The organism is Dyadobacter sp. AC419, assembly GCF_979253085.1.
In genome coordinates, this window is sequence record NZ_CEEDCD010000027.1 from 105,160 (window position 1) to 121,713 (window position 16,554).

The 16,554-nt window shown below is 46.0% G+C and carries 17 protein-coding genes; 15 read left to right on the plus strand and 2 right to left on the minus strand.

All coding sequences use genetic code 11. The features are described from left to right. The first annotated feature begins 2 nt into the window (after positions 1-2). Genes AC0IYG_RS25290 through AC0IYG_RS25310 form a run of 5 tightly spaced genes read left to right on the plus strand, consistent with a single transcriptional unit; the run spans position 3 to position 4,225 of the window. Positions 3-1,163: a hypothetical protein gene (locus tag AC0IYG_RS25290; RefSeq protein ID WP_471713860.1), complete on the plus strand. Its 1,161-nt coding sequence runs from the start codon at positions 3-5 to the stop codon at positions 1,161-1,163. Positions 1,164-1,197: 34 nt separating this feature from the next. Continuing rightward, a complete protein-coding gene (locus AC0IYG_RS25295) occupies positions 1,198-1,842 on the plus strand; it encodes an FHA domain-containing protein (protein ID WP_471713861.1) in 645 nt (214 codons plus the stop codon). An 8-nt stretch (positions 1,843-1,850) separates the two neighbouring features. Continuing rightward, positions 1,851-2,633, plus strand: coding sequence for a PP2C family protein-serine/threonine phosphatase (locus AC0IYG_RS25300; protein ID WP_471713862.1), 783 nt, complete (start codon positions 1,851-1,853; stop codon positions 2,631-2,633). After that, positions 2,620-4,062: a serine/threonine-protein kinase gene (locus AC0IYG_RS25305; RefSeq protein ID WP_471713863.1), complete on the plus strand. Its 1,443-nt coding sequence runs from the start codon at positions 2,620-2,622 to the stop codon at positions 4,060-4,062. Before AC0IYG_RS25300 ends, AC0IYG_RS25305 begins: the two co-directional genes overlap by 14 nt. Beyond that, complete coding sequence (locus AC0IYG_RS25310; protein ID WP_471713864.1) at positions 4,001-4,225, plus strand: energy transducer TonB; 225 nt, start codon at positions 4,001-4,003, stop codon at positions 4,223-4,225. The genes AC0IYG_RS25305 and AC0IYG_RS25310 overlap by 62 nt, the downstream gene beginning before the upstream one ends. A gap of 5 nt (positions 4,226-4,230) precedes the next feature. Here the strand turns inward: AC0IYG_RS25310 and AC0IYG_RS25315 are convergent, their stop codons facing one another. Both AC0IYG_RS25315 and AC0IYG_RS25320 read right to left on the minus strand, forming a co-directional pair. Next, positions 4,231-4,884, minus strand: coding sequence for a response regulator transcription factor (locus AC0IYG_RS25315; protein ID WP_471713865.1), 654 nt, complete (start codon positions 4,882-4,884; stop codon positions 4,231-4,233). 38 nt (positions 4,885-4,922) lie between these two features. Further along, a complete protein-coding gene (locus tag AC0IYG_RS25320; RefSeq protein WP_471713866.1) occupies positions 4,923-5,663 on the minus strand; it encodes a sensor histidine kinase in 741 nt (246 codons plus the stop codon). Positions 5,664-5,881: 218 nt separating this feature from the next. On the opposite strand from AC0IYG_RS25320, the gene AC0IYG_RS25325 reads away from it, so the two are divergent. The 10 genes from AC0IYG_RS25325 (at position 5,882) to AC0IYG_RS25370 (ending at position 16,233) form a co-directional block, all read left to right on the plus strand. Next, entirely contained in the window at positions 5,882-6,823 is a 942-nt protein-coding gene (locus tag AC0IYG_RS25325; protein WP_471713867.1) for a porin family protein, read from the plus strand. A 6-nt stretch (positions 6,824-6,829) separates the two neighbouring features. Then, complete coding sequence (locus AC0IYG_RS25330; RefSeq protein ID WP_471713868.1) at positions 6,830-7,966, plus strand: hypothetical protein; 1,137 nt, start codon at positions 6,830-6,832, stop codon at positions 7,964-7,966. 13 nt (positions 7,967-7,979) lie between these two features. Further along, positions 7,980-9,320, plus strand: coding sequence for an OmpA family protein (locus AC0IYG_RS25335; protein ID WP_471713869.1), 1,341 nt, complete (start codon positions 7,980-7,982; stop codon positions 9,318-9,320). A 24-nt stretch (positions 9,321-9,344) separates the two neighbouring features. Then, the gene (locus tag AC0IYG_RS25340) at positions 9,345-10,730 is read left to right on the plus strand and encodes a hypothetical protein (protein WP_471713870.1); all 1,386 of its coding nucleotides are present in this window, start codon (positions 9,345-9,347) and stop codon (positions 10,728-10,730) included. 50 nt (positions 10,731-10,780) lie between these two features. Further along, on the plus strand, positions 10,781-11,353 hold the full coding sequence (locus AC0IYG_RS25345; RefSeq protein WP_471713872.1) for a PKD domain-containing protein: 573 nt from the start codon (positions 10,781-10,783) through the stop codon (positions 11,351-11,353). Positions 11,354-11,363: 10 nt separating this feature from the next. Then, positions 11,364-13,520, plus strand: coding sequence for a PKD domain-containing protein (locus tag AC0IYG_RS25350; protein ID WP_471713873.1), 2,157 nt, complete (start codon positions 11,364-11,366; stop codon positions 13,518-13,520). Between the two features lie 105 nt (positions 13,521-13,625). Continuing rightward, complete coding sequence (locus AC0IYG_RS25355) at positions 13,626-13,748, plus strand: hypothetical protein (RefSeq protein ID WP_471713874.1); 123 nt, start codon at positions 13,626-13,628, stop codon at positions 13,746-13,748. 505 nt (positions 13,749-14,253) lie between these two features. Continuing rightward, entirely contained in the window at positions 14,254-14,385 is a 132-nt protein-coding gene (locus tag AC0IYG_RS25360; protein ID WP_471713875.1) for a hypothetical protein, read from the plus strand. Positions 14,386-14,607: 222 nt separating this feature from the next. Then, complete coding sequence (locus AC0IYG_RS25365; RefSeq protein WP_471713876.1) at positions 14,608-14,985, plus strand: hypothetical protein; 378 nt, start codon at positions 14,608-14,610, stop codon at positions 14,983-14,985. A 174-nt stretch (positions 14,986-15,159) separates the two neighbouring features. Further along, complete coding sequence (locus tag AC0IYG_RS25370) at positions 15,160-16,233, plus strand: phosphotransferase family protein (RefSeq protein ID WP_471713877.1); 1,074 nt, start codon at positions 15,160-15,162, stop codon at positions 16,231-16,233. Positions 16,234-16,554: the final 321 nt, after the last annotated feature.

The window sequence follows — 16,554 nt, forward strand, 5'->3', positions numbered from 1 at the left end:
GTTTGCCGGAAAAAGCCGCTGCTCCTGCCAAAGACCTCACAGCCCCTAAGCTGGATTTTGGAATCGTAGAAGAAGCTGAAAAGCCAGGCCCGCCTTCCATCATGCCGCTTGCACCGCCTTCTCCGGCTCCCGCGCATGCTGCACCAAAAAAGCACGAACCGGCAGCATCCGCAGCACTCCATCCGGCAGAAAAAAGCGACCCGCATCCGTTAGCTGAAATTCCGGACCATCCGGAAGTTGCAACAACTGTGACAGACGACCTGACGTTCATTGCGGCGTTCAATAAGGCAAGGGAGGAAGTTGGCCCAGCAGGATTATTTGCTTGGAAAAATACATATTACAGCACATTTACAGATAAAGAATGGGATGGCATTTCAGACAAAAAACAGGAGCGCTGGCTTAACGCGGCACAACCCATTATCGAGCCTGCGGAAGAAATACCGGTTTATGAAAATCAAAATACAGACACGTTTCAAAGTGTCATTGTGGCGGAGCGGGGGAGCATCACCTGGATGGGGATTGATAAAAACGGAGACGGGCAAACTGAAATCCTCATGGCCCGCATTCAGGGCCAGGCACCCATGGTGATGATGGATACGGATGGTGATGGCATTTTGGATACGCGTTACGATTACGAGGCGGGTAGCGGCAAAACCTTTGCTTCTGAAATTCAGCCGTTTGCGATGAGTACTGCGGATGTGGAAGATCTCGAAGAAATAGCCATCGAACCTGATATGGGGTTTTACAACAACTCGGAATCCCGTGAAGTCGCAACTCCTGTCCCTGTCTCCATCCAGGAGGAGAATGGCCGCTATCTTGTGAGTGTGGATAGCAACATGGATAACACCATAGATGCCCTTACATTTCTTTCCGACGAACATGGGCCGCTGGTGGGTCTTGATCAAGATAATGATGGACAAATAGAGTTGGGTTTTGTTTACCATTCGGACAATAAAATGATGACTACCATGGAAATGGAGCCATTGGAAGAAATGAACGTGCAGGATTTGGAAAATGCTGATTTTTTTCCTGATACTATCATGGAGTTTACTTATGGCACTGACCCGGATGATGCTGATTCCTCAGAGAAAGATCAGCAGGATGAATATAGCGGCCTGAATTTGGAAGAGCCGGAAGCGGATGATTACAATGCCTACTCCTGACTTTCATAACATTCCCCTTTTAAACGCTTACACTATGGAAATCACCTGCCGAAAATGTCATTCCAAACTTACTATATCCAATGCTGCGACTACGCCCATCTATAAATGTACGAGTTGCGGCTATCCGAATCCTGTTGTGCCGGGCGGTGGTCAGGCTCCTTCCGCATCGCAAGCTGGTCAAGCGAAAGCTTTTCAACCCTTTGCACCCGAGCGGCCTGCCGCGGCGCCAGCCGGTGGTAAAGAACTGGGATGGCTGGTTGTACACGATGAAAACGCTGAACAGCAGACTTACCCGCTGCGTGTAGGCAAACAGGTTATTGGGAGAAAGAGCGTTAGCCGTCCCTGTGACATTATGATTGAAACTGGCGACACTTTTATGGGAAGAAACCACTGCATACTCGAAGTGAAGCCAAGCCGCAGCGGCGGCTACGATTTTTTTATTTCGGATGTAAAACTTACCAGCGGAACAGCTGAGCAGATGAGCACCAACGGCACTTTTGTAAATGCCATCCCAACACCGCTTAAACCCAAGGATATGGTTTATCTCAATGACGGGGACACGATTCAAATGGGCAAAACGAAAGTAGTGATCAAAACGCTTATCACATCCACCAGTGCCCAGGATGCTTCCCGCATTGTACAGGAAACCGAATATGCCCCCACAGTGATCATTAAGTAAAAACATTTATGAAAATAGCAATCCATATCCCCGCAGGCTTCACAGAAAAAGGAGAACGATCCAACAATGAGGACTGCATACACCCATTCCCGGGAACGGCCACGGCCGATGATTCACTCTTCCTGGTTTGTGATGGCGTTGGAGGCGAAAATAAAGGAGAGCTGGCAAGTTCATTGGCTTGCTACACGCTCAGCAGATATTTCACTTCTTGTCCCGGACAGCCTATTAACGGGGAATACATCGCAGATGCATTAACGCAAACCCGGCTGGCGTTTGAAGATTTGGGAAATGAAAATCCTGAAACCACAGGAATGGCTTCAACAATGACCATGCTTTACCTGGACGAAAAGGGCGCAGCGCTTGCGCATTTGGGGGATAGCCGGATTTATCATGTAAGAAATGGCAAGATCATTTATCGTACAAAGGACCACAAATGGGTTAATGAATTGGTTGCGTCGGGTGTGCTTACCGAAGAGCAAGCCAGGGAACATCCCAAAAAAAACATGATCACAAAAGTGATTGGCGCTGCCCGACATGATCCGCCGGAAATTAAATTCATCGGGGACGTGCAGGCTGGCGATTACTTTTTCCTTTGCACAGATGGGGTTTTGGAACAAGTTTACGATGAATTGCTTGAATATCATTTGCGGGTCAACAGCGACAATCAGGATGCTGTTTCGACCATCATGGGAAGGATAAAAGCAGAATGTATGGGAAGAACAAACGATAATTTCTCTGCTTATCTGGTTCGGGTGAAATCGGTAAACAATGCACAAAATGACAGCATCTGAATATTCTGCGCGTTTCGATTATGATCCTGACAATGATCTGCTGGGGGAAGGCGGTTTCGGAAAGATCTTTAAGGCCTGGGACAATGTTCGCAATGAATTTATTGCATTAAAAATGTCTGGTATTCAGCCGGGTATGGAGGAATTTAGTTTGCTTAGAGAATATGAGCGGGTGAAGCATCTCGAACATCCTAACATTGCCCGTTATATGGATTGTCAGCGAATTAAATTACCGGGATTGGGTACACACGATATTGCACTGATGAAGCATTATGAGTTCGGAAATCTAAGCCAACTTTTGAATAAACACACCTTAACCACTTCTCAAAAGCACAAACTGATTGAAGGCTTGCTTGATGGCATTGCTTATTTGCATAAGCTGAAACCATTGATCATTCACAGTGATCTGAAACCTTCGAACATTCTCGTGGTAGAAAGACGCGGTTTTTTTATTCCCTTAATCACTGATTTTGGCATAAGCAGACAAGCGAAAGCGGAGGATAAATCTTACGTAACTAACCTGACAGGGGCAGGCACCTATGCTTATGCAGCTCCGGAACAGTGGGAAGCGCTGGAATTACGCCCGAATGCTGATTTATGGAGCTTTGCCATTCTGCTGATCTATATTTGGTTCAACGGCAAGAAACTGCCATTTAGATCGGATGATATCAGTATCGCTACGGAATCGGGACGCATTGAATATATGAAGCGGGTAATTGCACTTGATTTTATCCCGGATCTGAAGGACTTGCCGGAAAATTACAGACGTATTGTAGACAAATGCATTGTGGTTAACCCGCAATCCAGGGCCCGGTCAACAGACGAGATTTATAGTTGGATGAGACCTTCAAAAGCAAATGACGTCGCCAACGAGGAGACCGTCTTGATTGCTCCTGAGAAGAAAAAGTCGTCCTCTTTCAATCCTATGGAAGAAAAAACGCAGGTTTTGAAAGCTGAGCCGGTAAAGCCAGCTCCTGCACCGGTTATTAAAGAAAAATTTCCTGAGGAACCTTTAACGGTCCAGCAGCCGAATTTGCGAAAACGCGTCATTATCGCAGGTTCTGTCTTTCTGGTCGCTACAATCACAGCATCTGCTATCTATTTTACCAAGGACACTTACCCCAAACCGGCCGGACCAGGGAAGGATACGGTTGCCCGGAAACCGGACATTTCACCTTTGAAACAGGTACCTGCAAAACCGGTTGCCATACTTGAAAAACCGGTAACCGAAAAGCCGAAGCTTAAAGGAATTCCTAAGACAGCAAAAAAGTCACTTGATGCCAATGCTGTCTATCATGTAGTGGAGCAGCCGCCTTCATTTCCAGGTGGCCAGGAGGCTATGAACCAATGGATTGCAGCCAACTTTAAGAATGCCGGAAACGGCCGAGCGGTCGTTCATCTCAGGAATCGTAAGGCTATCCTTTGTCGTTAATTCCGATGGAACGATTTATAATATACAAATCTTGAAGGGACTCGGATTGGGTTGTGACGAAGAAGCCGTGCGGCTTGTGAAGGCAATGCCCCACTGGACACCGGGCCGCACAGCAGGGCAAAAAGTTAGGGTGCGGCATATGCTGGGAATACCATTTGAATAACTATCTCAAACCGTGCGGCCTATTACTTTGGCCACTGCCTCACGACTGCTTTTAACCTGCAATTTTTGGTAGATATGTTCCAAGTGCTTCCGGATTGTTTTGTCGGATACGAAAAGCTTTTCGCTGATCTGCCGCACATGCAATCCCCTCACGATCCATTCAAGAATTTCACTTTCACGGAGTGTCAATTCCGCACTTTTGGAGACAGACTTAATATGAATGTCATTTGATCCGTGCCTGAGCAGGTCGAGGGCTTTGGAAGCCATCAATGGAGACATGGGCGCACCGCCTTCCAGGATTTCGGTGATCGCATTGATGATCTTGTACGGTTTTTCATCTTTGAGCAAATAGCCGGAAGCGCCTGCTTTTATGGCCTCAAACAACTTCACCTCATCATCGAACATGGTCAGGATAAGGATTTTTGCAGCGGGATATTTTTGTTTCAAGAGCCGGGTAGCTGAAATGCCATCCATTTCTGCCATTTCAATGTCCATCAGGAAGACTTCCGGCGTCGGGACCCTGTTCAATTGTTTAAAAAGATCCTTGCCATTGACAGCCCGGAGCACCATTTGAATGTCTTCACTAAGGGATAATTTTTCCCAGATATCCGCTGCGATAGTCGGATTATCTTCAACTAAACCAACACTGATCCGTGGCATAAGGCAATTGTTAAAATGTAAAAAATGGAATGCTTATCTTAAAGTGGAAATTCAACTAGAATATCGGTGCCGTCTGCCGATGAGCTGACGCTAAAACTTCCGTCCAGCTCCTCGGCTCTTCTTTTGATGTTGAGTAAACCGTAACCCAATGCAATTTTTTCAACATCAAATCCCTTACCGTCATCACTGATCAGTAAGGTCAGGCTTCGGTCATCGGTGGCCAGGCATATCGAAATATTACTCGAATCAGCGTATTTGATCGCATTATTTACCCCCTCCTGCATAATCCTGAATAGCGAAGATGCTAGCTGCGGTGCAAGTATCGCCGTACTCTCGCCATAAGCTGTGATTTTCATTTTGGGACAATCCATGTCACAGGAAATACGGGTTAACAAGCCGCGCATGCGTTCTGTAAGCTGTCCATAGGTGAGTTCTGCCTGATGAAGCACCCAAATTGTCTCTCTGAGTTGTTCCACAGTTTCGCATGTGAAATCACGTAACGCAGTGAGCTGGCATGCCACCTCCTTGTGACTATAGGCGAGCAGATCAAGGCGTGAAATGATATGTGTCAGCTGTGAACCTATGCCGTCGTGTAAGTCGCGGGCAATTTGCTCCCGCTGACGTTTGAGCTGAAAATGCATGGTCGTTTGTTTCCGGATCCTGCTGTTATCAGACCTGGAAAAATCACGAAAGCGCATTGTTACTTCCCTTCCTACGACGTCCGACTTGAAAGGGTCGAGAGAAGGACCTGCTGGTGTATGGAATAATCGAGTAGACATAGTTCATATTCTTGATAACATTACAAAAATGCAGTAACCCTACTACATATTCTACGGGGAAATCACGGTTTCGGCGGGTGATTTCTCCCAGTTATTACACCGTAAAACCACCTTTTCAGCAAAAAATACGTCAGTTGACGTATTGTCCACCGTTAGCCGGCGATCTAATTTTGATTCGTCAAACAGCCCGGCAACGCTGGGACTAACCGCTCACTTCCATGTCAAATTTTTACCAAAGGCTCGTTGCCATTGTAGTAATGGCAGTATTGTGTATTCCGGCGCAAGCGCAAAAAATACCCGGGAGAACAGACAGGATCCTAAAATTGGATAAGACTGCCATTGACAATGTAGTTGTGATGGAAGTCAATAAAACGGAAATCCGTTACAAGGACCCCAAGGTGACCAACAACCAGATTTACATTATTTCCAGAAAAGACATCTGGAGAATTGAATGGAACAATGGTGAGAAAGAGGAAATAAATCCCATTGTACTAACCCCGGCCGCCAAGCCACTCAAGCCCACGGACCTGCTCGTGAAGCGCAAGACCATCACGACAATGTTCTGGGAAAATGACGGTGCTTTCTGGGGGATAAATGCAACTGCCGGATCCAGTAATCCGGTAGAAGCACCCACTCTTGCTACAAACCGGCGCCTTGCTTACGGCGCTGGGTTAACACTCGGCTATCATAAAAAATCAGTAGGTATCCAGCTTGAAGCGCTATACACCCAAATAAAATTCGATGTGCAGATTCCCCCGGCTGTTGGCGATGGCGTGAATGCGATACAGGGCATGCAATCGCAAGTATTGCTTCCCTTGAACCTGGTGTTTTCTAAAAAATTCGGAAAGACTAGGCTTGGTGGAATGTTAGGAGGGTTTGGTGCATTCCAGGCAGGGGCCGGGAGCCTGAATGTGGATTACCCGGATGGGAAAAGTACCCACACCAGAAATTGCTCGTCCTGCTCAGGTAAAGCTTTCGGATATGGTGTTACCGGGGGAATTGGCGCAACATTGCTGGAAACGAGCTTTTATTCCTTTTACATCAATGCCAGATACTATCATAGTTTGAGCAATAATGAGGATTACAAAATTGGTGAGACTGGCGCCCATAATCACGCCATTATGATCAATGGCGGGGTTCTGTTTCATTTTTCCAAATAACCGGGCATGAGCACTTTTATACGTAAACCCTCCTTTACCATAGCAGCTGTAATTTGCTTTGTACTAAGCGCCGTACAGTTGCTTGCACAAGAGAAGTTTTATTTCAGAAACGGAAGCGCGTTTTCTCACCGGCTGGTGGAAGCCAATCATAAGGAGGTGAAATTCATCGAGTTAAAAGGCAGTAGCGCTGTTACACGGGGGATCGACAGGGAGAATGTTGTCGTTGCGTTTAATGCACAGGGGCTTTATCTGGTCATAAAAGATCTGAGCCCGGACCCCGAAATTTCCCGGAAATCCCTCGAAAGATTTTACAATTCGCCGGGACCAATCCGTGATGTAATGATCAAATCAACACCCGTTGATGCCATAGAAGGAACAATCAGAATGGAAAATGAGGCTGTTAATTATCTCACTCCTGACGGAAAAGCGGCATCGCTAAACATGAAAGAGCTCATTGCGATCATCTATCACAACGGCGAGCACAAATTACTCAGGGACATTGAAGAAGTGGAAAACTTGCTGACAGCAGCTTCTGTCAAAGTCCAAAAAATAGCAAAAGCAGCGTTGAAACCCGTTGTAACCACGGCCGGTAAACCGGTTGTGACCGCAGCCCCGAAGCTGACCAATGGTAAGCCAGAACTATCAGACAAAGAATATAAAGATTATCGCGAGAAGTCATTAGGTCAGGTCGCGCAGTTCAGTGACTATTTACAAACAATTGTAAATAAGGAATTTACAATGAATGAACGCGATCTGGCGATCAAGAATGCGTTGCAGCTTTTCGTGCCGGACACCCAGATAGAAGTCTCATCGAAGAATCGGAAAGGTGTCACCAAGCTTCCACTTGAAATGTATTTGAAACGCCTGAAAATGCTTCCTTATGGAAATGTTGAAATCAAATGGAGCCAGATCGAATATGTCAGCGAGCTCAAACAGGCGGAAGACGGCAATTATTACGGGACTATCGTGGGCAGCCAGACTTTCACAGGATACGGCGAGAGCGGACAAAATGTGCTTTACAGTGACGTGACCAAGAAGAGTGTCAAGGTAAAGCTTGATTCTTATCGAAAGCAGGTTGACGGCCGGGATCAGGCCAACTGGAATGTTTTGCTGGGAAATATAGGTGTAGTGGCTGACGAATAAATTTTTTGATCTTATGGCCAGGCTTATTCAATTTCTAATTTGGATCGCATGCTCTGTTCCGGGAGTAAAGGCGGGTGTCAACATTTTACATGTCTCAGGATTGGCAGTAGACATCCATACAGGGGCCAATATCCCGGGCGTATCATTTTACACCATGCTGGATAACAAGCGTAAATTCCTTTGTCAGGGTGATGAAAAAGGGCAATTTAATTTTGATTTACCCAAAGATTGCCAGATGCTCTTCGTAGAAAAAGCTGGTTTCAGGTCTGCCAGTACGCCGGTAAATATCATTCGCCAGGCGAGCAAAAGCCCCGTATTCTTTATCCGGTTTCCACTCATACCATTGGATAAGCAGGCTTTGAATAGCCCGTATATGCAAAGTGAACAAGAACATTACACATTGAAAGACTCGACATCCGCAGCAAAGTTTGTTATGAAGACATTCCGGATTTCGGATGCGATCAGCGGAAACAAAATTGACCGTGCATCGATATGCTTTAATTATACGAGGAAAGACAAAACCGATTGCAGGGAAATCACGCCGGTGAACCCTGAATTGGAGCTAAAATTTACAGAAGCAGACATTGTTGGCTTTACTATCGAGGCGCCGGGTTATCAAAATTACAGTGGAAACCTGATTCTGGAAAAGATTGATGGAAAGCACACCAGATATGATATACAGCTTTCGCCGCAAATCAATATGCTGGCTTTGTATTTATCGGGTCAAAGCGAAATAAAAGTCGCCAGTGTTACACCTATGAATGGTAAAGAGTCGAAGTTGTCTAAATACCGCGATAATGCCTGGTACGCTTTGCTCAACGACGAAAGTTATAGCCTGCAACTGTTCAGAGCGAATGGCCTAATGATACACGCAGAACAGGTCTCATTAAAAAAAGGGTTAAATTTTGTTGAAGTGGCCAATTTTGAGCGAAAAGCGCCGCCGATAACCAAGCCCGTTCCAAAGGTTGATTTGGCTAAGCCGGAAACTAAATCAGACACGGGTCAATTCAATGCCTACGAAACGGTTACGGTGTATTTCAGACAGAGTGATTACATTCTTATACCCGAAGAAAAGAATAAGCTTGATGCGCTGGCAGCCAGACTCAAAGCCGCAGAAAAACAAAAAATACGCATTGTAGGTCATACCGATAATGTGGGAAACCCAAAACTGAATGTCGCTTTGTCTGAATTCAGGGCGCGGGTTATCAGAAATTACCTGATGACCAAGAGCGTATCCGAAAAGCGCATCTCCTATACCGGTGTCGGTGGGAAATTTCCGGCGAAAAGAAACGATTCGGAAGAGAACAAGAAAATGAACCGCAGGGTGGAGATCACCATGCTGCCGCGATTCTAGCATTCACCTTTAATACTGCAAACTATGCGCTATATCTGCACGATGTTACTCGTCACCATTTCCTACGCGGTTATTTACGCCCAGGGGCCGGAACTTACACTGGCCGATAAAAAGGAAATCAGGACGGAAGCCAGAAAAATCATTGAAAACCAGCTGCCGGATCTTCTGAATATGATATCGCAGGATAATGTAACAGAAATCCAGCGGGAAGTGCTGATTTACGACAGTTATCTGGTCAGCCGGAACAGGATCTTTTATGATGACAAAGTGGTGATCGAAGATGATGTAAATCCTGAAAACACCATCAATAAAAGTGGCCCGGACCTGATGGTGAGGCCCTATCTGGAAAATTTGAAACTCTATTACAACAAGAGCAACGCGTACAGCATTAAAGTAAGCGAGGTTTCCGTGGGCGAAGTTCTTCAGAAAGAGTATCCATATGTCCAGGTCAGGTTCCGGATACAATTCGGCAACGCGCACCGGCAAAAGACTACAAAGTACCAGAGCGTATATAGGGTAGCGGAACTTAGGGCTGACAGGCCGGACAAGCAATGGTTGGTATTGATTAGCGGCATTCGCTATTACACGCCGACCGCACCCGCAGAACAAAGCACATCTATCATTGCAGCAAATCCACAGCCGGCTTCACCAGTCGCCGCAGCGCCTAAGACGGCTGAACCTGCACAAGCGGTAAAGAAAGATTCGATCCCTGTGCCAACAAACTCCACACAGAACCCACCAATATCCGTAAACACACAGCCCCTGGCGCCAGCAGTCAAAAAGACGCAAGAACCGGTATCCGTGCTTATTGACAAAATCCCACAAGATAAAGCTGCCGCGCAGGCAATGCCAGAAACAAAAGTGGAAAAGCCGGTGATTCACCAGGTTCAAAAACCGAAGGAAACTGTTGCCTCCGCACCCATCAAGAAGCCGGCGCCTGTTAATCAGGAATTGGTTGGCCTTCAAAAGAGTTTAGCAAAAAACAAACGACAGACGAGCTTGTTAAGGGTGGGTGCGCTGGCATCCGTTGGCGCGGCAGCGGCCAATTATTTAATTATATCGAACTCATTCACGGAATACAAAAACGAGATTTCCAGCCGTAACGCTGCGCTTTCACGCTGGTGGAACGATCAGAATGCGGCTGGAAATAGCAATGGAGGTAATTTCGGGCAACTGGGTGATTATTACACGAGATCGGTCAGCTTCGCTTCATTTGCGAAGCCTGGAATTTACGTCTCCGCAGCAGCGATTGCAGTTGGTGGAACGCTTTGGTTGCTCAGTTCGAAAAGCAAGAAGGAGGTGCGCCGGTACAAAAAGCTGATCGAACAGAAAACTAAGCATATAAGCATCAATCCACAATGGAATAAGTCGGCCCGATATGCTGGCTTGCAGATCAGTTATCAATTTTAATTTAAAACTTTTAGCATATGCTTCTCAGACTTACTATTCTCTCATGTCTTTTGATTCTATTTATAATTGGCTGTAAACTGGATGCCCCTGAGGCACCATCAGCTGATTTTACCACGGACGTAAACGAATGTACGGCGCCGTGCAAAGTGACTTTTACAAACCAGTCGACAAATACCAGTGTGTATGATTGGAAATACAGTTGGCAAATCCAGGACAGCTCTGATGCTTTCTCATTAGACAAGAACGCGGCATTTGAATTTCATGATGCAGGAACATATCAAGTGTCACTTACAATCAGCAATCCGGCATATGGGTCGGACACAGCGGTGCAAACCATCAGAATAGCAGCGCCGATAGCTGAACTTACACCAGATTTTTCTTTCGAATTAAAGGATAAGGTCAAAAAAGATGTCATCGTTGCCGAATTCAAGAATTTATCAGCCAATGCATCGAAATACAAATGGGATTTCGGGGACAAGCAAATATCGGAAGAGGAATCGCCCAAGCATGATTACCCGCGTTTGAAAAAGGACTCTACTTACACTGTTATGCTAACCGCTTTTAATGGAGCAGGATCCAAAGACAGTACTACGCATACGATCAAAATTGCTAAAAAGCTATAACCTGAATCTGATGAAAAAGACATTGATACCTTTCCTGCTGCTATTGCTTGCAGTTTCATGCCATATGGAATTGCCGCCAGCACCCGTTGCCAGTTTTAGGGCATCGGAAGAGCGCTGTCAGGCACCTTGCACGATCACATTTACCAGCGATTCGAAGAACGCCGATTACTTCGAATGGGATTTCGACGATGACAGTCCAAAAACCAGCGGCGAGCAGGTAACACACCTTTTCGAAACCGGCAGGACGTATTACATTAAACTGCTGGTAAAGAGCGGAGAAGCGGGAAGTGCAGGTTTTACCAAAATTGTCACGATTGATGAAATTCCTGAGTCCAAACCTGTTGCCCGGTTTACTTATGAGCCCGCCAGCAACATTACAGTAGGAACCAAAGTAACTTTTTTAAACAGATCCGATAATAGTGTTCGCTATCAATGGGATTTTGATGACGAACATGCTACCGAAGCGAACCCTAAATCCAGCACTGACGATAGACCAGCCCATACTTTTACCGTTGCGGGATCTTATAGCGTTCGTCTTACCGTCTTCAACAGCAAAAATACGCCAGATGACACGGTTGCTGTCATCACAGTGAAAAACAAGGAAGTCATTGCGGATTTCGAAATTGTTGACGATAAATGCACCGCACCTTGCGAAGTTTCATTCACCAATAAGTCGAAAAACGCGACCGGCTTTAAATGGAGTTTCAGCAATGGTAACAGTTCGACCTTGGAAAATCCCGGTGAGGTAAAATTCGCCACCGCAGGCACATATACCGTTACGCTTACTGCCGAGGGTGAAGGCGGACCGAAAACGGTCACAAAAACGATCACGATTCTTCCGGGAGACTTTACAGCATTGGCCATCACCAGCACAGGCGGCGGCTGGGGAAATGATATTATTGCGGATGCTGACGGGAACATATATGCGTGCGGAATGGTCAAGGGAGATACAGACTTTGGGAATAATGTTAGGTTCACGAGTCTTAATAACTCCTTTGACTTTTTTGTAGCAAAATATAATAAAGGTGGGCAATGTTTGTGGGCGAAAGTAGCTGGAAGTAGCGAATATGACGAAGCCCGAAAGATTGCCCTCGATTATAGAGGAAATGTATATGTAGCTGGAGAAGTGGGTTCGTCCATAGAGGGTTCATTCGCACCTACCGTAGAGCACTACGGCCTTCGCGACGGCTTTGTAGCCAAATTCAGCGCAGAAGATGGTGGCACCAGATGGTTTAGGGCGCTGGGCGGTCCTGCTGACGATAACGTATCCGGACTTGCTTACTCACCAGTGAATGATCGGGTTTACATTGCGGGCAGGATAACCGGGGCAGATGTAAATTTCAATGAAACGATTTATCATGCTAACGGGGAAGATGCATTCCTTGTTTTTGTTGATCCTTCAAGTGGTGAAATCAGGCAGCCTACGCTGCTTGGAGGAAATGGGCAGCAATATGTCAATGATCTCACGGTCGACCAGGAAGGAAACGCTTTCATCGCTGGCTACTTCACTGAAAGCCTGGATCTGCCTCCCAGTCATGGTGTTCCGGGACTAACTGCCTCGGGTGGCACGGATGCATTTGTCGCAAAGTGGGTGCTGAACCCAGGAAAGTGGATCTGGGCAAACCCCATATGGTCGGCCGCAGAAGAAAGTTCGGAAGAAGTTCTTGTCGACCATGAGAGCAACGTATATGTACTGGGGACACATCATAATTACAATCTGTCGCCGCTTGGTGTTGGCGCCCCTGGAAACGCAAATGTTTTTCTGGGTAAATGGCGAGCGGATGGTAAAGTAGCTCTTTGGGGACGCAATGGGTTAAGTAATGCTGGGGTTGATTTTGCAGGTGGAATGGCATTTACAAGTTCCAACACTGTTCTTGTGAACGGCACCTACTCCGGCTCCGGCCAATTCCCTTACTACGAAGGCCCTATGATAAACTCAGCAGGTGGTTTCGATGTTTTTGTTTCAGAAGTTAACAGTAATGGCGGACATATTAATATCAAAAGCGGCGGTGGTGCGGGCTCAGATCATGGGAAGGCCATATGTGTATCGCCCGATGGTCACATTTATAGCGTTGGCGCGTTTTTCGGCACATCAGTTTTCAACGGAACGAAATTGACCAGCTTAGCTGGGAATAACTTTAATATTTTTATTTCGAAATGGAAGTAATATTAACACGGATGTAACATGACAACAGAGTATAGAATAAGCAATTTTTTATTTACTAAATAAATAAGTTCCAACTTCAATTCTCACGTAAACAACTTCAAAATCATGGCAAAAAAACAAAACGAAAATGTAAGAGCTAATGAGGCAGAAATCGAAGGTCTTCTAGACAGAAAAGATGTAGATGAGGAGGGTAGAGAAAAAACTAGTCACCCGGCAGAATGTCTCTGATTCACCTGAATTCGGGCCCGTCGCTTCGTGATGCCCCGATTACCTTCGTGATCATATTTTTTAGGATGTTCTTTCGCCTGCTAACATTCCCAGCCAGTCACGGCGTACCTTCCTTAGTTAACTTGGGTGACCTGGATGGTTTTGTGGCGAAATGGGTAGTCAATCCCGGGAAATGGTTGTGAGCGGGCCCGGCAGCATCCTCTAGTCACGACACAGGCGATGAGATTATCCTCGATAATAGTAAAGAAGCTTATATTACTGGACACACAGCGGCACGGTTCCTTGGCTTGGAATAGGCAGTGCGCGCGACGGAAACATATTTGTTGCGAGGTAGAACGAAGACGGCTCGATCGAGTGGGCAAGAAACGGTGTGAACGACGGATGTATTGATTACGCAGGTGGGCTGGCCATGACCAATGCCGGAAACATCTTTGTTCACGGGACATCTTCATGATCCGGACAATTTCCTTTCAACGAAAACAATGTACTCAACGAAGCAGGCGGAATGGACGTATTCGTCTCCGAAATAGAATCCAATGCTGGCCATTCAACTGGCTATCCGTCGGTATCCGGCGGAGGCGGAGGCTCTGGAACAGACCGGGCAAAAGGCATATATGCATCACCGGACGGGCATTGACTCAATTGGATCCTTTTCGGGAACTGCGACATTTAATGGGGTTACGTTGACGAGTAAATCGCGGGGGAATGGTGGGTTGAATATTTTTATTATGAAATGGAAGTAGAAACGGGGAATGGGTGTATTTATTGGATAATTTTATACTGCAAACAGGTTACAACCTGTACCCAACCTGCTTACCCGATAAAACAATCGTTAAAATAAATCTAATCCTCTATCAACATGTCAGAACAAGACAAGAATGCTTTTCAGAGTGAAGACAACCCGGATGGGCTAACTCCAGGTGACAAATTTAACGCGCGCGTTTCATTGAAAAGAAAGGCCGGAGCAAAACAGTTCGAAGCATATAAGGAACACCGTGATGAATACGTCATCATCCGGGACTGTCGTATGACAGTTACCCATCCAGAGGGGACACCCCATGGGCAGCATATTATAAATCAGTTTCAACTACACCCGGAGACTCCCATCATGGCCCTTTACCTGGAGGGTGTGGAGATGGAGGATAATGGCGATGGCTCTACAAACACGGTTATTGGTTATTGTGTTTTCTTCAAACTTAATGAACGTGAGCACGAAGAAATTCTTAGAGCGAGATGAATTGGTGATTAAAAGAACTGCAGTCTATTACTTTGCTGCTACCGGTAGCACGCATTTTAATAGTACGCCTTTCTCCGAACTTACGAAGGTAATTACGACACCCACTGTATTCCTTAAATCGGGAACGACCCGCTCAGGTCATCGAAGAAAGAAATTATTTCTCTATCCTCCCCGGTGACCTATCTTCTTAATACCTATACAGCGGCACGTTATCTTGTGGGAAGAAACGTCAGAGAAAGCATGCCGCTTCTGGTCGAGCGATTGCCCAACAACCAACAGCATATTTTCTTTGTTGCTAAATGGGCCCAGGATAGACGCTGGTTTGTAAAGCAGCCCTTCTCGGTCAACGAATTCGAGCGCTTCGGCATTTCGAATGAGGCGAAGGTCGGACTAATGATAGGAAAACAGGAAAGATTGAATGACTACGTTCCTAGGTTTATAGACTACAACCTTTTGCACAAAATACTGATTACGGAATTCCAACCTGATTTTTCGACTGTTTCGTGTGATGAGACCATACTAATGCCCAGTGTTCTGGAGAAAGGCAATCTGATGTCTGAAGCGGGCAAGATGATCGCTTATCTGCATGTTAAGGTGACGGAGGCGGGTAGTGAATCCAGCAACAAATTCGAGCTGTATACGTTCAAGCCATCGTTGCTGACCGACAACATTTCCTTCACAAACAGGATAATCCAGGACGAAGATATTCCGGAGTTATTCCGGAAATGGTTCATTGATCTGTTCTTTCGGGACGACCTGCGAAATGTTCTTTCTTCCCTGAGAGATTCCTGGCAAACGAATGTCGTCATCCATGGAGACGCTACATTTGCAAATGTTCTTTTTCAAAAAGATGCTCGCGAGTCCTACAAATTACAATTGTGCGACTGGGAGTTTTCGGGTTGGGGAGATGCTCACTGGGATGCTGCCTGTATTTTTCAGGGTTTTCTGTTGCGCTACATGAAAATGGAAATCAATAAAACGGTTATCAGACAGCAGGCAAAACGGTTTTACAAATCTTATGTCGAAGTAAGGACAGAAAGCGGATTAGGGAGTTTTGAAAATTGGTTTGAAAAAACGCTAAAACTTGCAGCAGCCGGTTTAATAGAGCGGATACTGGAGGATTCGGTGTCAACCTTCTCGCGCCGCTTGAACGGCGATGACGAAATACGGGAAATTCCCAATTCAGATGTTATTGAGTTCCTGATAAACTCCATCTTAACGAATCATGAACCGTTTTTTTTCTTCTAAAATGTCAAACGAGAGGATTATTCGAAAACTGTTGAGTTCTGTTCGGGTCGAAGACACGGAACTGGAAATAAATACGGAAGAGAAGGGCTGGGTCAACCTTTCTGAATGGATTATTCCTGGACAAAATTTTTCTGCTTTCAGAATGGGCGCTACTAGCAGCATAAAATCACTGCTGAGGCTTCAGAATTATTTTTATATCACATTTTATGTCCGCGGTAGGGCCAGCTTCGACGACCTCCCGTCCACAACCCCTTTGCCCGATCCGCCACTTCCGGTGGACAGTCTAAGAAACCGGCCGGCCATCAATAAAGAGGTTCAAGA

Bases quoted from the DNA above. Each gene is read 5' to 3' on its own strand.
- AC0IYG_RS25295 (WP_471713861.1), top strand. From the start codon at position 1,198: ATGGAAATCACCTGCCGAAAATGTCATTCCAAACTTACTATATCCAAT.
- AC0IYG_RS25300 (WP_471713862.1), top strand. From the start codon at position 1,851: ATGAAAATAGCAATCCATATCCCCGCAGGCTTCACAGAAAAAGGAGAA.
- AC0IYG_RS25305 (WP_471713863.1), top strand. From the start codon at position 2,620: ATGACAGCATCTGAATATTCTGCGCGTTTCGATTATGATCCTGACAAT.
- AC0IYG_RS25310 (WP_471713864.1), top strand. From the start codon at position 4,001: ATGCCGGAAACGGCCGAGCGGTCGTTCATCTCAGGAATCGTAAGGCTA.
- AC0IYG_RS25315 (WP_471713865.1), bottom strand. From the start codon at position 4,884: ATGCCACGGATCAGTGTTGGTTTAGTTGAAGATAATCCGACTATCGCA.
- AC0IYG_RS25320 (WP_471713866.1), bottom strand. From the start codon at position 5,663: ATGTCTACTCGATTATTCCATACACCAGCAGGTCCTTCTCTCGACCCT.
- AC0IYG_RS25325 (WP_471713867.1), top strand. From the start codon at position 5,882: ATGTCAAATTTTTACCAAAGGCTCGTTGCCATTGTAGTAATGGCAGTA.
- AC0IYG_RS25330 (WP_471713868.1), top strand. From the start codon at position 6,830: ATGAGCACTTTTATACGTAAACCCTCCTTTACCATAGCAGCTGTAATT.
- AC0IYG_RS25335 (WP_471713869.1), top strand. From the start codon at position 7,980: ATGGCCAGGCTTATTCAATTTCTAATTTGGATCGCATGCTCTGTTCCG.
- AC0IYG_RS25340 (WP_471713870.1), top strand. From the start codon at position 9,345: ATGCGCTATATCTGCACGATGTTACTCGTCACCATTTCCTACGCGGTT.
- AC0IYG_RS25350 (WP_471713873.1), top strand. From the start codon at position 11,364: ATGAAAAAGACATTGATACCTTTCCTGCTGCTATTGCTTGCAGTTTCA.
- AC0IYG_RS25355 (WP_471713874.1), top strand. From the start codon at position 13,626: ATGGCAAAAAAACAAAACGAAAATGTAAGAGCTAATGAGGCAGAAATC.
- AC0IYG_RS25360 (WP_471713875.1), top strand. From the start codon at position 14,254: ATGGACGTATTCGTCTCCGAAATAGAATCCAATGCTGGCCATTCAACT.
- AC0IYG_RS25365 (WP_471713876.1), top strand. From the start codon at position 14,608: ATGTCAGAACAAGACAAGAATGCTTTTCAGAGTGAAGACAACCCGGAT.